This is a genomic window from Nocardia cyriacigeorgica NBRC 100375 (genome assembly GCF_000308555.1).
GTDB lineage: Bacteria > Actinomycetota > Actinomycetes > Mycobacteriales > Mycobacteriaceae > Nocardia > Nocardia cyriacigeorgica.
On sequence record NZ_BAFY01000253.1, the window covers coordinates 1 to 14,392 of the forward strand.

Here is a 14,392-nt window from a genome sequence, read left to right on the forward strand (position 1 = left end):
CGGCCGGTGATAACCCCTCGTTCTTCGGCGGTCGCTGTTTCCGGATACTCGGCTGTGATCGCCCAGACATCGGATATGGTGAAGTTGGCCCCATGTGGATGATCGTTTTCCGCGTCAGCCACTTTACCGAGCAGAATTCGTCGTTCGTCTGCCAGGCGTGTATCGGCATTCCTCAAGGCAAGGACGAACTCTCGGATTTCGAACGCCAGCTTCCGCCCCTCATCGTGGTCTTCGGAAACACGATCGTAAGCAGCGTCATGGGCGGCGCCTGACCACTCACCGTCCAGATTTCTGAAATGATCACGGGCACGGTCGATCTGCGCGGTGTACTTCTGCTCACCGGCCTCGATCTTCGCGGCCCAATCGGACAGTGCGGATGTCCGCCACCCCTCAACTTGCGCACGAGTGGGCATCAGTGCCCCTTGTCGTGGAAGGCCATCGCATCCAGCCGCTGAGCAAACGAATCATCGGTGGTTTGGAAGTCATTTGCGGCGGAGCGGATGGTCTGCGCGATACCTCGGAAACGGTCAGCCACCTTCAACCAGGCGTACTCCGTGGATTCGCCCGCCGTGGCGCAAGCATCCGGTATCGGACACCCGGGAAGAGCGGACCTGATGTCAGCGACCGCAGATCGAATTTCGATGTCATCCAGTTGCTGACCCACGTCATTCAACACTGTTGCCAGGGCATTCAGCCTGTCGACATCGGCTTTCAGTAGCGCCATGGATCCCCTCCGACCTGTCATCGCCATCGCGGCACGACTGCGTAGGAAACTTTAGACAACGGAACGATGCAAGCCAACACGTCGCCGTTTCCTGGGTCCAGATCGTATGGCTACTCGCCCCGACCAGGCCGTATCTGCGCATGCTAGTGTTCGTCTGGAGACTCGCAAGGGGGGAGTTCGATGACCGGTTTCATGCCGTTGTCCAAGGTGAGCCCGTCGACCTGTCGGCGACGATCGACATCGATCGCGACTACTGCGCGGGCCGGCACCGTATGCCCGGTGACTTACGATGTCTGAGGGCGAGGAGGTCAAGCCCGTCCCAACGGTGCTCGATCCGCTAGTCGCCGACGCTATCGCCGTAGCGCAACAGAAGGCTTCGACGTCGCAGCAGAACGCCCACGTGGTTGACGAGCGCATCGAGCACGCCGGGACCGATCCGTCATATGTCACGGCGCCGGAGCCACCACCGGAAACCATGACCCACCAGCAGATCTGGGACGCTGTGCAACAGATCGACCGGGAGGCGATGTGGAACCTGGTGTCGGCGTGGGCGCGTATCTCGACGACGGTAGTCAGTGCCTTTCAATGGAATCAGATCCACGTCCAACGAGCGCTGCAAGGGCGCTGGGAAGGCGTTGGTGCCGACGCTGCGCACGAAGCGGTCCGACGGTTCGCTCAGGCCGGCGGTGATGTCGGCGAAGTCGCTCAATCCGTCGGGTTCAGGCTCGACGCGATGTATTACGCGGCTAGCGCGTTGGCTGCGTCCGTCCCACCGCCGCCGGTTGCGACGTCGGCGGACCCCGACAACCCAGACGAGTCCGTCTTACCCGGGATAACCAGCGGAGAAAAGGATCGGGCCGATAGTGAAGCAGAGATTGCGGCGCGGAACCAGGCTGTAGCCGCGGTCAAGAATATCTATCTTCCGGTATTCCCGCCCGCAGGGGACGGTGTTCCCGTGTTCGTCGCGCCACCTGCCACTGGCGACCAAAGCGCGGGCGTTACAACGGGACCGATAGTGCCGGGGGGCGACCCCGGATCGGCGGTTCGTCCTGATACGGATAAGGAGCAACCGAGTCCGACCGGTCCCGGGTCCACCGATGCGGCGGTCACCCAGGCTGCATCAGCCAGTGTGCCGACGGCCGAAAAACAGCCCTCTGCCACTGCCGGCGCGGCGGGTCCTGGAGCCAATCCAGGCAATGCGAATCAGTCGACAATGTCTGCCTCGGCCGGTGGCGGACCGGTGAGTGGTCGTTCGGGCTCGTCGGCGAGTTCAGGGCGCGACAATCGGCCATATGGCAGCACCAATGCCAACCGGGGTTCGGCCAGCGGCGGTCCGGGCAGCCCAGGCGGTCGTGGGGTCACTGGCACGCCACCCACGCCCGGCAGGCCCGGAGTGTCGCAGCCAGGCGGGCCCGGTGGAACGGTGCCAGGTGCGGGAACTGGTGCGGGATCGAGCCCTCGCGGCGCAGCCCCTGGCCGTGGCGCGATGGGGCCGATGGCGCCGGGAGCCGGCGCGCGGCGCGGGGAGGACAACGAAAACACCCGTTCGATACCTGACTATCTGATCAGGCAGCAGGACGAGTTCACGGAACTTCCGCCGGTGCCGCCCGGTGTGATCGATGGTGGCGGCATCAACGCGACGGTTGCGTCCGACTCCGAACCTCTCGAGGACCGGAGCACGCGTGCGGTCGAGAGCTCTCCTCCGCCGACCAGGGCGCCATATTTCCACGAGGACTTCGACCGACCGGCTGACGGACAACAGCACCCTGTCGTCACACCTGCACGTTCATCGCAGCCCGTCCCATCTGTTCCTGCTGGAGGTGCCCGAACCGCCTGGCCAGTCCCTGAACCGTCCGCTGCAAACACCGGTGAGGACATTTCAGCACGCAGCGCACCGCGGGATGACATCGTCGATGGTGACCAATCGGCCATGGCGAACGGGCCTGAGCCGTCGGCGAATACAACAGAACGCGCAGTCGAGGAGTCCGACCAGACAGCCGAGGAGAAGCCCAAAACCGTCAGCTTTACGCTCCAAGGTCCCGTTATGGACGATTACCCGCCCACGCAGACTGGCGGAACCGCGGATCGATGAACACGCGAAGATCTTGGAGCTTCACGCCTGACGAGTTTGCCTGGGTGTGGGCGGAGACCGGCGCTGACGAGTACCCCTACCCGATCAGCATCATCGAATCACCATCCACGATGGACGAGTACGTGCGTCTACGAGCGGATATCAGGACGCGCTACCCGCATAATGGTGATCCGGATCTCAGCGGTCCACTGCGGGTCCTCGTTAATCCCGACCTACGAATCATCAGTACCGGAAGGTCACGGTTATCGGCGAAACGAGCCCGCGCAGTCGCCGCGGCGGTGGGCGAACTCGGCGTAGTGCTGTTCCAGCAGCCTGGACCTATGCCTGAATTCGGTGGTGATCTCAAGCTTGTGGTGACGCAGCGAGCTAATCTGGCACGACAAGTCGCCGCGACAATGCCGCCGGCTGATCCCGGAGCACGGGACCGAATGATCGGCTATACGCCGCGTGTCCGTGGTCACGAGGGCGCCGCGTCATGGAGTGATGATCGAGACGGTCGTGCGCCGGTGGATAGCAGGATCCGGGCGCTATTGCGGGCACCGCGACGTGCGGAAGGCACTGTTTGTATCGAGCGCTACCTCCACGATCGCAACCCGGCTCCCCGGAAGTACCTGTACTGGATCGATATTCGTGACGACCATGCGGCAAAGGGTCGCTATCTCATCGACGTCGATGACCACGACACTGTTGTTTTGCCGGCGACAGCAGCGGTCGTCGCGAACGAGATTTCACGGTATGCGGAACTAGATTCGCGAATTGAGTAGATCGTCCAGGGCTCTGGGGGGGGACCCGGCACGTCGTGCAGCCGGGTCTACCCTCAGCGAGCGCGCAGAATGCGCGCCTGCCGCTCGGGTTCCTGCGGTAGCAGGTCCAGGTCGAGTTCCCAGGCGCTGCCGGTCCAGGGATCGAACAGCGGGGTGCCGGGGATCGTCGGCAGGTGACGGCAGGCCTGCGACAGGGTCGCGATCAGGGGGTCCGTGGAATCGGATTCGTTGCTGCCGATGATCACCGTGGACAGCCCGATCAGATCACCGCGCATGAGCAGTGAGCCGAGCCGCTGCACGTCGGTGGCCTGATAGCCGTGCGGGAAGTCGGCCGCGATCAGCACCCGATGTTCGGTGGGCGGGGTGCCGGCGCCGCTGTTGTAGGCCATTTCGGCCAGCTCGGCGGCGTCGGCGAGGGCCTTCAGCCGAGCCGAGATATCGGTGTGGTGAGTGATCGGCGGACCGCCGAGCACCGGTGCGAGCAGGCCGGTGAGTCCGGTGAACGCACTGGTCAGGTCGATGATGTCGACGACGGTGGTGCGCTGCGGCGCCGCCGCGACGAGCCGGGCCAGCAGCGCGCCGACGATCGGCGCGACCGCCGCCGAGGATTCGGTGTCGATCCACAGCGGACGGTTCAGCGGGACCGGCACACAGTACGGAATGCGCAGCGGCCCACGGTCGATGGCATACAGCTCGCCGAGACGGATGCCGTCGGCGGGTGCGGGGGCACGGTCCCAGGCCGGTGATTCCCAGGACGCCAGCGAGGGCGGCATCGCCTGATCGGCCTCGGCGAGTTCACGCACCAGTTGTTCGCTGTCGCGGCGGTGGTTGGCCTCGGCGGTGGCGTTGAGTTCGTCGTGACGGCGCTGGGCGGCGGTGCGGGCGGCGTCGGCGGCGGGGGTGTTCCTGGTGGCCGGGTCCGAAACCGCTTCGGACAGTTCCTGATCGAGACGTTTCGCCGCGTAGTCGCGGGCGGAGATCAGGGCGGCCGCCGAGCGCGCCGCGTCTTCGAAGATCATCCACAGCCGTTCCAGGCCGTGTCCCACCTCGAGCGGGCCACCGCCCTGCGCGGGCGCGGCGGCCTGCGTGGGCGCGGTCATCGCGTAGGGATCCGACTGCGGGGCGGAAGCCGCAGGGACAGGTGCCATCCCGGCCGCACCGTGCGCCTGCAACAGTTCGGCCAGACCTCCGGCGTAACCCTGACCGAGGGCGCGCACCTTCCACGCACCTTGGCGCCGATACACCTCAAGGCAGATCAGCGCGCGCTCACCCGCGGCCGGTGCGATCGCGAATTCAACCGTGACGGAACCATTTTCGGCCAGTTCCGCGACGACCTTGCCCAGTTCCGCCGACTGCCCCGCTGTGCTCACCACCAGCAGGACCGCCTGCGCGTCGTCCCTGACCTCGGCGAGGGTGACGGTCACGCCGTCCTCGCCGAGGCGCACTCCCGCCGTCGTCGTCCGATCGCCGGTGACGACGTCGGCGGCGTCGCGCACCCGCAGATCGTCGTTCACCACCAGCGCCGAAATGTCCAGTGCCGCATCGGCGTGCACGCCGAACCGCACCGACTGGGCGGTCAGGGGAACGTTCTGCCCTGCCGTCAGTTGCCGCACGTCCACTTCCCCCGTCGTCACTCAGCCGGTCGCGAGGAAACGGCCGAGCTGCGGTACTGCCTCCCCGGGATGTTTGGCCTGGAATCCTTCGCCGAGCGCCTGCATCTTCCAATCCGCGCCGACCCGATAGACCTTCGCCATCGCCATCGCGGTGAACGGCATGCCGCCCGCGAGGGTGTAGCGGGCCAGTTCGGCATTGTTGCCGCCGTCGATCAACCGGCAGAAGGCGTTCTGCACCTGCTCGAAGGTGTGGCCCTTGTAGGAGGTGACGATGAAGAACAGCGTGCTGATGTGGGCGGGGATGCGGGTCAGATCCACCAGGATCATCTCGTCGTCGCCCTCGCCCTCGCCGGTGAGGTTGTCGCCCTGGTGGCGCACCGAGCCGTCCTTGGAGCTGAGCTGGCCGTAGTAGGCGACGTCGGCGGGCTGGTGGTCGGCGAACATGACCACCGAGGCGTCGAGGTCGATATCGACGGTGCGGTTGCCGAACATGCCGCGGCTGCGCACCGGGTCCCAGCCGAGACCCATCTTGACGAAGGTGAGCGCCGTGCCGCCCTCCTTGCGCAGGGTGACCCGCTGGCCCTTCTGCAAGCTGACCGGACGGTCCTTGCTCAACGAGATCTCACCCTGCGGCTGCGCGGGCGGCGGCGGCACCGGAGCACCTGGCGGCGGGTAACCGGCGCCGGGACCCGGCGGCGGCGGATAACCGCCACCCTGCGGCGGGTAGGGCGCGGTGGGCGGCGGGGGCGCCGGGTAACCGCCCTGCGGGGGCGCGGCCGGCGGCGGCTGGGTCGGGTACGCGGGCTGCGCGGGTGGCGGCGGAGCCGGGGCGGGCTGCGGCGCGGCGGCGGGCGGGGGCGGCGAATCATCGACCGTCACGCCGTGGTCGGTGACCAGGGCCGCGAACCCACCGGCGTATCCCTGCCCGACCGCACGCACCTTCCACGCACCCTGGCGGCGGTACAGCTCGAGCGCGATGACGATCGACTCGGTGTCGAGACCTTCGATGCGGTATTCGTAGAGCGGGGTGCCGGACGGGTCGGACACGATCGCCGTCGGCGCCGGATAGCGGCCGAAATTGCTGGTGGCGTCATCGAGGGTGATGACGGCGCGGATCTGGTCGATATCGGCGGGCACCGCGTTCAGCGACACCGCGAGCGACGCCGGTTGCCCCGCCGGGCCGGGCACCAGGTTCACCCCGGGCCCGCTGGGCTGATTGAAGAACACGAAGTCGGCGTCGGAGCGCACCTTGCCCTGCTCGGTGACCAGGAGCGCGGACAGATCCGCCTGCGCCGTCAGCTGAATGGAGATCACCACGTCGTTGCCGGACAGCGGGCCGTTCTGACCCTTGGCGAGTGTTGCGGACAAGTTCGACCCTTCGCTTGTCGGTGCGTACGGAAGCCACTCTACGAGAAAGGTGGATACCACGGCTCGGATGCGTTCGCAGCACTTGCGCGCGGACTGAGATCGGCCTCGGTCGCCATTGTCGATTAGGGTGACGGCGACGCATATGGAGCATGGGGGGATCTGCCCGTGTTCCCGACCCCACACGACAGGCACAACTCCCCTTATGGCGCAACTGTTCGAACAGTCGAAGAAGGTGATCGAGGCTCATCTCGCGGGCACGAGTCTGCGCGCGATCTCCGGGTCGATGATCGCCTATGAAGGCAACGTCCAGTTCAAGTCGGCCGGATTCGGCGGCGGCGACGGCGTGCTCGCGGGCCTGAAACGGCGCGCGACCGGCGAGAAGCTCTCACTGATGGAATGCGGCGGCCACGGCCGGGTGTTCTTCGCCGTCAACGGCCAGAACGTCTCGGTGGTGAACCTGAACAACGAGACGCTGCAAGTGGAATCGCAGCAGCTGCTCGCCTTCTGCGGCAACTTGCGCACCGACGTGCGTTTCGCCGGGCTGCACGGCGCGTCCGCCGGGCAGGGCCTGTTCACCACCACGGTGTCGGGCCAGGGGCAGGTGGCGCTGCTGTCGGCGGGCGGGCCGCTCATCCATCTCGAGGTGACGCCCCAGTTCCCGCTGGTGGTGGATCCGGACGCGTTCGTCGCCGCGCGCGGCAACCTCAATCAGTCTTTCGTCACCGATGTCTCCTGGCGCACCGTCGTCGGACAGGATGCGGGCGAGGCGTTCTCGCTGCGCTGGGACGGCCAGGGCGTGGTGTCGATTCAGCCGGCGGAACGGTAGGCACGATGTTCGAGAAGGTCAACGGCAAGGTCGTCAAGGTCAACGTCGGCATGGCGGGCGGTGTGGTGGCTCGCCAGGGCGCGATGCTGTTCTACACCGGCGACGTCTCCTTCGCCCCGCACCAGATTCCCGGCGGCCAAGGCATGGGAGGTGGCGGCGGGATCATGCGCATGGCGGGCCGGATGATGCAGGGTGAACACGAACGCACCATGCTCGCCCAGGGCAACGGCGAGGTGCACTACGGTTTCGCCGGGCTCGAAATCCACATCGTCCAGATGCAGCCCAGCGCCGCATTGCGGGTGGAAGCCTCACGGCTGCTTGCCCATACGGCCGGACTGCAGAGTTCGGTGGTGTCGGTGATGAGCTCCGGTGGGGGCGGCGGCGGTGGCCTGATGGGCGCGCTGCGCGGGGCCGCCTCCGGCGCGATGACCGGCCAGGGCATGTTCACGACACAGCTGTCCGGTCAGGGTGCTGCGGTGCTGCTCGCCCACGGCGGATTCCTGGAACTGCCGGTGGGCGGGCCGAATCCGATCGTGGTGGATCCGCAGGCCTTCGTCGGCGCCTACGGCACTGTGCAGACCGAACTCAAAACGGCCATGAGCTGGCGCGACGCGGTCGGCCGCGGATCCGGTGAGGCGATGCAATTGCAGTGCACCGGACAGGGTGTCGTGTACGTACAAGCCTCGGAAGAAAAGCTGTGACCATGAGCCAGATCCTGAACCCGATGAATCTCGGTGAGAGCGACAACATCCCGGGCAACAGCTACGCCTACTGCATCGACTTGAACAAGCCGTGGTTCATGCGCAAGGGCGCGATGATCGCCTACTACGGGCAGATCCAGTTCCAGCTGCTCACCCACGGCCTGCAGGGCTCGATGATGCACATGGTGTCGCAGCAGTTCTCGGCACCGCTGTTCACCAGCGATTACGTGGTGGCCGAAGGACACGGCAAGCTGATCATCGGCGACCGCGGCTACGACATCAACTCCTACGATCTCGACGACGGCAACCTCACCATCCGCGCCGCCAACCTGCTCGCCTTCGAACCCGGCCTGGCGCTCAACCAGTCCATCGTGCCCGGATTCCTCACCCTCATCGGCACCGGCAAGTTCCTGGCCTCCTCCAACGGGCCGGTCATGTTCGCCGAACCGCCGCTGCGGGTCGACCCGGAATCCCTTGTCGGCTGGGCCGATTGCCCGTCCCCCTCGCACCACTACGACCATCGCTGGATCTCGAGCTTCCTCGCCGCGGGCGCCGCCCGCTTCGGCGTCAACTCCGGCGAGGAACGCCAATTCGACTTCACCGGTGCCGGAACGGTGCTGATCCAGTCGAGCGAGAAGGTGATCAGCGATTCCGCGCTGGTCCGCACGATCGAAGGGTAACTGCAGAGCGGGATGACCGTGCCCGGGTTGCAGCGAATCCAGGGCGTGGTGGCGCAGCAGTTGGCTGGGCAGCAGCAGTACTGAACTCCGCTCAAGCGGCGGTCGTCGCCGGGCGGCCGGTGGTGCGGACCTGGTACCACGGCGCTGTGGCCAGGCCGGGTTCATGCTCCTAGGCGACCTCGCGCACTACGGCCGCGTCCACCGACGCGTCCCAGCTCGGATAGTCCGAGTAGCCCTCGGCGGTCCGGCCGTAGAGGTGCGAATCGCGGATCGGACTCAGCGGCAGGTCGCGCGCGATGCGTTCGACCAGGTCGGGGTTGGAGATGAAGGCGCGGCCGAAAGAGACCAAGTCGGCGCCGGTCTCTTCGAGCGCGCGTTCGGCTGCGGCCGCGGTGGTCTGCTCCCGGTTCTCCCCGACATTGGCGATGAGGGTGCCGTGCCAGAGCGGACGTAGATCCGACAGCGCCGGATAGTCGTCGTTGTCGATGAGGTGCAGATACGCCAGACCGCGCCGGTCCAGTTCGGCGACCAGTGGCCGGTAGAGCGGAGCGGGATCGGCCTCGACCATGCCGAACTGCGGATTGCCCGGCGAGATCCTGATCGCGGTGCGGTGCGCGCCCACCGCCGCGATGACGGCGTCGGTCACCTCGAGCGCGAAACGCATCCGGTTGCGGATCGAACCGCCGTATTCGTCGTCGCGGAGGTTGGTGTTGTCGGCCAGGAATTGGTGCACCAGATAGCTGTTGGCGGCGTGGATCTCGACGCCGTCGAACCCGGCGTCGATCGCGTTGGCGGCCGCAGCGGCGAAATGGTCGATGGCGGCGGCGATCTCGGCTCCGGTCATCGCGGCGGGCATGATCGGCCCGGCCTTGGAACCGTCCAGCAGATGTACATGGTCCTCGTCGCGCACCGCCGACGGGCCCGCCGGAAGTGTTCCGTCGATGCGGGCGAGCGGATGCCCCTTGCGCCCACCGTGCATGAGCTGAGCGAAGATCCGCCCACCTGCTTCGTGCACGGAATCGGTGACCCTCCGCCACGCGGCGACATGAGCGGGGGTCTGGAGGCCGGGCACCCAGGCCTCGCTCTGACCGCTGGAATGCGGCCAGATACCCTCGGTGATGATCAAGCCGGCAGTCGCGCGCTGGGTGTAATAGTCGATGACGTCGCTGGTGGGCGAGCCGTCGGGCAGCGATCGCAGGCGCGTCATCGGCGACATCACCACTCGGTTCGGCAGCGTCAGATTCCGGTCTCGGGACTCGGTGAGTAGCAGCATGAGCGTACGGTAGAACCTGACATCAATGTCAGGGTCAAGCCCGGATTGCGGAGGTGTGCCGATGCGCATCGGTGAACTGGCCGAACGGACCGGCGTCAGCGTCCGTTCGCTGCGCTACTACGAGACGCAGGGCCTGCTCGCGTCCACCCGCACCCCCGGCGGCCAGCGCGACTACGCCGAGTCCGCCGTCGACCGCGTCATCCGGATCCAGGAAATGTTCGCCGCCGGCCTGCACAGCCGCACCATGGCCGAACTCCTGCCCTGCATCCACGACGCCGACGGCACACCCAACGCTACGGCCACCCCGTTCCTCGCCGAAACCCTTGTGGCCGAACGCGACCGGATCGACGCGTGCATCAGGGATCTGCACCGCACCCGGGAAGTATTGGACGAAGTGATCCAAGCCGCGCAGGGGTAGCGCTAGGCGCCTCGTCGTCCTCGGCCGCCCAGCGTCGATGCGGCGAGCGGACGCCCCTGGCGTAAGTGCTGAACTAATTCAGCACTTGCTACACTGGCGGTATGAAGAGTCTGCCGTTCAGCGACCTCGTGCGTAAGCAGACGTCGGTATTCCCGCTGCTCGAAGATGCCGACGTGCTGCTCGAGCGGCGCGATGCCGAGAACGTGGTGCTGATGCGCAACGATCGGTACACGGCGATGGACGGCGCCCTTCGGATCGCGGCCAGATCGCTGTCCATGGTTGCCAAAGCCAACCGGGAGATGGCCGAGGAGGTGTTCGCCGAAGAGCTACCGTGGCTGACGTGGCTACCCGCCGAGCATCGGGCCGAGGCCGTTCGAGAGCTTCTCGACAACCTGCTCGCTGGGGCCGACACCGGCTTCTACCTGCCGTTCATGCGGGAGCTCATTGCCTGGAAGCACACCGCCGAGATCTGGACAGATCCTTCCGTGGTTGCTGATCTTACCCGCCCGCTCGACCCGGCCGAGTTCGTGGAGATACACCGACCCGGACACACCGGATGAGCAAACTGAAACGCGGTGACGAGGCACCGCGATCGAAGCCTTGGCGCGTCTTGCTGCACAGTTCGCAGGCAGCGCGGGGTTGGACCGAATTGCAGCGAAGTGCGTTGGACGCCCTCGACCGGGCCTGGGTGGACATCACCGGCGATCCTCGCAGTGTCGCCAACCCGCATCGGCAACACCGGCTGAAGGCAAGTCTCCGATCGGTGAAGCTCGGCGACCGCGAGTTGGAGCAGTGGCAGTACGAGGTGACGGCCGGCGGGCGGATCTGGTACCTGATCGACGACGAGACGCGCACGCTGTGGATAACCAAGGCTGCGGTCGGCCATCCCGGTGTCACCGATAAGGGCGGCGGTCGCCGGAGCCGTTGACGGCGCGCCCTCAGTGCGTTGGCGTCATCGTGTTCAAAGCCCGGACCGCATCGACCCCGCCATACTCGACCCGGCCGCCGCATAACGCCGGGACAGCCGGGTGAAGGCAGCGGCGAGTTCGGGTGGGCCGATGACCTCGACATCCGCGTCGAATCGGCCGACGGAGGCGGCCAGTGCCATCCAGGACCAGGCTCCGAGAGTGAGCTTGCAGCGGTCGGGGCCGAGCGCTTCGACCGTCGCGTCATAGGCATAGCGCGCCACCTCGGTGGCGGGCCGATGCAGGATCACTTCGCCTCGGCACGGCCATCGGCCGGAATCGGCCCCGCGGAACCTGGCGGCGACGAACGCCGAGACCGATCCGCCGGGGACGGTGCGCGGGGTGAAGCGCGGCCCGGTCGGGGTGCGCGGGGTGATTCGGTCGGCGCGGAAGATGCGCCAGTCGTCGCGGTCGAGGTCCCAGGCGATGAGGTACCAGCGCCGGGCCCAGGTGACGAGGTGGTGCGGCTGTACCCGGCGCGGCGGCAGCGGGTCGTCGGAAGGCGCTGTGGCCGCGTCCTTTTCGGCGCGGTAGTCGAATCGCAGTTCTTCCCGCGCGTGGATGGCGGCGCCGAGCGCGATCAGCACATCGGGGTCCACCCGGACGGTCCGGCCGCTCGCCCAGGTGTCGACGGCGGCGATGCGCAGGGTGTCGATTCGATGACGCAGCCGCGCCGGCATGACCTGCCGGATGGTGTTCAGCGCCCGGGCCGCCGCGTCCTCGATGCCGACGCCGGATGTCTCGGCCAGTACCAGCCCGACCGCGAGTGCGACCGCCTGTTCGTCGTCGAACAGCAGCGGCGGCAAATCCGTGCCCGCCTCCAGCCGGTATCCGCCATCGGGCCCCTTGATCGAGGCGATCGGATAGCCCAGTTCGCGCAGCCGATCGATGTCGCGGCGCACCGTGCGCGCACTGACCTCGAGCCGCTCGGCCAGCAGCGCGCCCGGCCAGTCCCGGCGCACCTGGAGGAGCGAGAGCAGGGCGAGCAGTCGCGCGGAAGTCGTCGGCATGTTTCCATTCTGGCCGCAATAGCGGACACATCCTGTCCGCTTCCCCTGTCATGGTTGATCCCGACCGAGCATCACGCCGAAAGGAACGCTATGACCGCCTCCACCCTCGACGCCGAACGCACCGAACTACTCGAAGCCCTCGCCGCCGCACGCACCACGCTCACCAATTCCGTCCGGGGCCTCACCGACGCCCAGGCCGGCGAGCATCCGACCGTGAGCGCGCTGTGCCTCGGCGGGCTGATCAAGCATGTCGCCTCCATGGAGGAGACCTGGATGCGCTTCGCCGTCGAAGGGCCCTCGGCCATGCAGCACGACCTGCCCGACGGCGTCACCTGGGCTGACATCATGGGCGGCACCGCACGCGAATTCCCGCAGTGGATGATCGACCACGAACAAGAGTTCCAGATGCAGCCCGGCGACACCCTGGCCGATATCCTCGCGCGCTACGAGCGGGTCGCCGTGCGCACCGAAGAAGTGCTGGCCACGATCCCCGATCTGTCCGCGGCGCATCCGGTGCCCGATGCGCCGTGGTTCGAGCAGGGCGCGGTGTACAGCGTTCGGCGAGTGGTGGCTCACCTCATCGCCGAAACCGCCCAGCACGCCGGGCACGCCGACATTTTGCGCGAGTCGCTCGACGGGCAGACCGCGTAGACGGGGGCGGTGCCGGTCTGGAGGTAGGGCGCCCGCACCCGCCGCGCATCGACGCCGAGCGCGGCCGCCGAGGACGCCCCGGAACTGTCCAGGTGGCGGTGCGTGCCATGCGGTCGGCGAGCGGTCGGTGCCGGTCGAGGCGTCGACGACCGGTCGGCCGCGAACCTGCCCGTGCGGCCCGCTCAGCGCGTGAGCACCCGCCCTTCCCTCGGCCGCAACCGTTCCGGCAACCACGGCAGCAGGGGATCGGTGGCGTGGTCGAGCGGCCCGCCGACCGGATCGTCGACGAAATCGCGGCGCACCAGATCTTCGTCGGGACGGTAGATCTGGCGCACGATCAGCGCGCACACGATGATCACCGCGATATCGCGCAGCAGCACGGTGCCGGTGAACCACTGCTCCGGCAGGCCTTTACGGTCGATGCCGAGGTAGTAGAACATGCGCGGCACCCAGACCAGCGCGTCGATCGTCATCCAGGCCAGCAGGATCCGCCGATGCGGTAGCGCCAGCACCGCCAGCGGCACCAGCCATAGCGAATACTGGGGGCTCCACACCTTGTTCGTCAGCAGGAAGGCCGCGATCACCAGGAAGCACAGCTGGGCCAGGCGCGGCCTGCGCGGAGCGGTAAGGCCGATGTAGGCGATGAGCAGGCAGGCGATGACGAACAGCGTCAGCGAGACCAGGTTGAGGATGGTCGGCTGTTGACCGTGCTCGAGCACACCGTCGAAACCGGGCCAGCCGGTGAACGAGGTGATGACGTTGTAGATCGAATCCGGGTCCGCGTGCCGGGTCGTGTTGAGCCGGAAGAACTCCCGCCAACCGGTCGGATACAGCACCGCGATCGGCAGATTCACGATCACCCAGGTCCCCGCCGCAGCGCCGGCGGTGAGTCCGGCCGCACCGAGCGGGCGGGTGCCCAGAATCCGGACCCGATGCGGAATCTCGCGGATCCACGCCCGCGCCGCGGGCAGGCCGTCGATCTCGTTCAACCGGATCTTGATGTGCGCGCTCGGCGTGCGGTGCATCGGGTCGGCGCGCAGGCACAGCACCAGGATCGGGCCGAGCAGCAGCAGCGGATACAGTTTCGCCGCGCCGCCCAAGCCGAGCAGCACGCCCGCGAGCACCGGTTTCTTGCGCGCCCAGGCCAGCAGGCCGGTGGCGGCGAAAGCCGTTGCCAGGGCGTCGAAATTGGTGAAACCGTGCACGATGACCAGCGGTGAGCACGCCACGAGCGCGGCGTCCCAGATCCGCCGGCCCGCCAGCAGCGCCGTCGCCCAGACGGTGACCAGCCAAGCCAGCGCGAGACC

General features: G+C 67.2%; 13 protein-coding genes and 2 pseudogenes. 8 read left to right on the plus strand and 7 right to left on the minus strand.

Annotated features, from left to right (window positions below; genetic code table 11):
• A pseudogene (locus RJ05_RS31145) lies at positions 1 to 413 on the minus strand (hypothetical protein); the annotation flags it as partial.
• A complete protein-coding gene (locus RJ05_RS25355) occupies positions 413 to 724 on the minus strand; it encodes a type VII secretion target (protein ID WP_036541548.1) in 312 nt (103 codons plus the stop codon). The gene RJ05_RS25355 and the pseudogene RJ05_RS31145, both read right to left, overlap by 1 nt.
• Positions 725 to 2,812: 2,088 nt before the next feature.
• On the opposite strand from RJ05_RS25355, the gene RJ05_RS30260 reads away from it, so the two are divergent.
• Positions 2,813 to 3,580, plus strand: coding sequence for an ESX secretion-associated protein EspG (locus RJ05_RS30260; protein WP_081597530.1), 768 nt, complete (start codon positions 2,813 to 2,815; stop codon positions 3,578 to 3,580).
• 53 nt (positions 3,581 to 3,633) lie between these two features.
• Here RJ05_RS30260 and RJ05_RS25370 read toward each other — a convergent pair whose 3' ends face one another.
• Positions 3,634 to 5,193, minus strand: coding sequence for a TerD family protein (locus RJ05_RS25370; protein WP_036541577.1), 1,560 nt, complete (start codon positions 5,191 to 5,193; stop codon positions 3,634 to 3,636).
• Between the two features lie 21 nt (positions 5,194 to 5,214).
• Positions 5,215 to 6,561: a TerD family protein gene (locus RJ05_RS25375; protein WP_036541554.1), complete on the minus strand. Its 1,347-nt coding sequence runs from the start codon at positions 6,559 to 6,561 to the stop codon at positions 5,215 to 5,217.
• A 202-nt stretch (positions 6,562 to 6,763) separates the two neighbouring features.
• On the opposite strand from RJ05_RS25375, the gene RJ05_RS25380 reads away from it, so the two are divergent.
• From RJ05_RS25380 to RJ05_RS25390, 3 genes and pseudogenes are all read left to right on the plus strand, one after another.
• Complete coding sequence (locus tag RJ05_RS25380) at positions 6,764 to 7,387, plus strand: AIM24 family protein (protein ID WP_036541556.1); 624 nt, start codon at positions 6,764 to 6,766, stop codon at positions 7,385 to 7,387.
• Positions 7,388 to 7,392: 5 nt separating this feature from the next.
• A complete protein-coding gene (locus RJ05_RS25385) occupies positions 7,393 to 8,088 on the plus strand; it encodes an AIM24 family protein (protein WP_036541559.1) in 696 nt (231 codons plus the stop codon).
• Between the two features lie 2 nt (positions 8,089 to 8,090).
• Positions 8,091 to 8,852, plus strand: a pseudogene (locus RJ05_RS25390) (AIM24 family protein).
• A gap of 85 nt (positions 8,853 to 8,937) precedes the next feature.
• Here RJ05_RS25390 and RJ05_RS25395 read toward each other — a convergent pair.
• Positions 8,938 to 10,041 (minus strand): alkene reductase, encoded by a 1,104-nt coding sequence (locus tag RJ05_RS25395; RefSeq protein WP_036541561.1) that lies wholly within the window; start codon positions 10,039 to 10,041, stop codon positions 8,938 to 8,940.
• Positions 10,042 to 10,102: 61 nt separating this feature from the next.
• On the opposite strand from RJ05_RS25395, the gene RJ05_RS25400 reads away from it, so the two are divergent.
• From RJ05_RS25400 to RJ05_RS25410, 3 genes are all read left to right on the plus strand, one after another.
• Positions 10,103 to 10,459, plus strand: a complete 357-nt coding sequence (locus RJ05_RS25400; RefSeq protein WP_036541564.1) for a MerR family transcriptional regulator — start codon at positions 10,103 to 10,105, stop codon at positions 10,457 to 10,459.
• Between the two features lie 101 nt (positions 10,460 to 10,560).
• Positions 10,561 to 11,019 (plus strand): hypothetical protein, encoded by a 459-nt coding sequence (locus RJ05_RS25405; protein WP_036541566.1) that lies wholly within the window; start codon positions 10,561 to 10,563, stop codon positions 11,017 to 11,019.
• Positions 11,016 to 11,387, plus strand: a complete 372-nt coding sequence (locus tag RJ05_RS25410) for a hypothetical protein (RefSeq protein ID WP_036541568.1) — start codon at positions 11,016 to 11,018, stop codon at positions 11,385 to 11,387. The genes RJ05_RS25405 and RJ05_RS25410 overlap by 4 nt, the downstream gene beginning before the upstream one ends.
• A 33-nt stretch (positions 11,388 to 11,420) precedes the next feature.
• On the opposite strand, the gene RJ05_RS25415 is transcribed toward RJ05_RS25410, so the two are convergent.
• Positions 11,421 to 12,434: a helix-turn-helix transcriptional regulator gene (locus tag RJ05_RS25415; RefSeq protein ID WP_036541570.1), complete on the minus strand. Its 1,014-nt coding sequence runs from the start codon at positions 12,432 to 12,434 to the stop codon at positions 11,421 to 11,423.
• Positions 12,435 to 12,524: 90 nt separating this feature from the next.
• Between RJ05_RS25415 and RJ05_RS25420 the strand changes: the two genes are divergently transcribed.
• Positions 12,525 to 13,085, plus strand: a complete 561-nt coding sequence (locus tag RJ05_RS25420; RefSeq protein ID WP_036541572.1) for a DinB family protein — start codon at positions 12,525 to 12,527, stop codon at positions 13,083 to 13,085.
• Positions 13,086 to 13,267: 182 nt separating this feature from the next.
• Here the strand turns inward: RJ05_RS25420 and RJ05_RS25425 are convergent.
• The coding region (locus tag RJ05_RS25425; protein WP_036541575.1) for a glycosyltransferase family 87 protein at positions 13,268 to 14,392 on the minus strand (1,125 nt) is incomplete at its 5' end.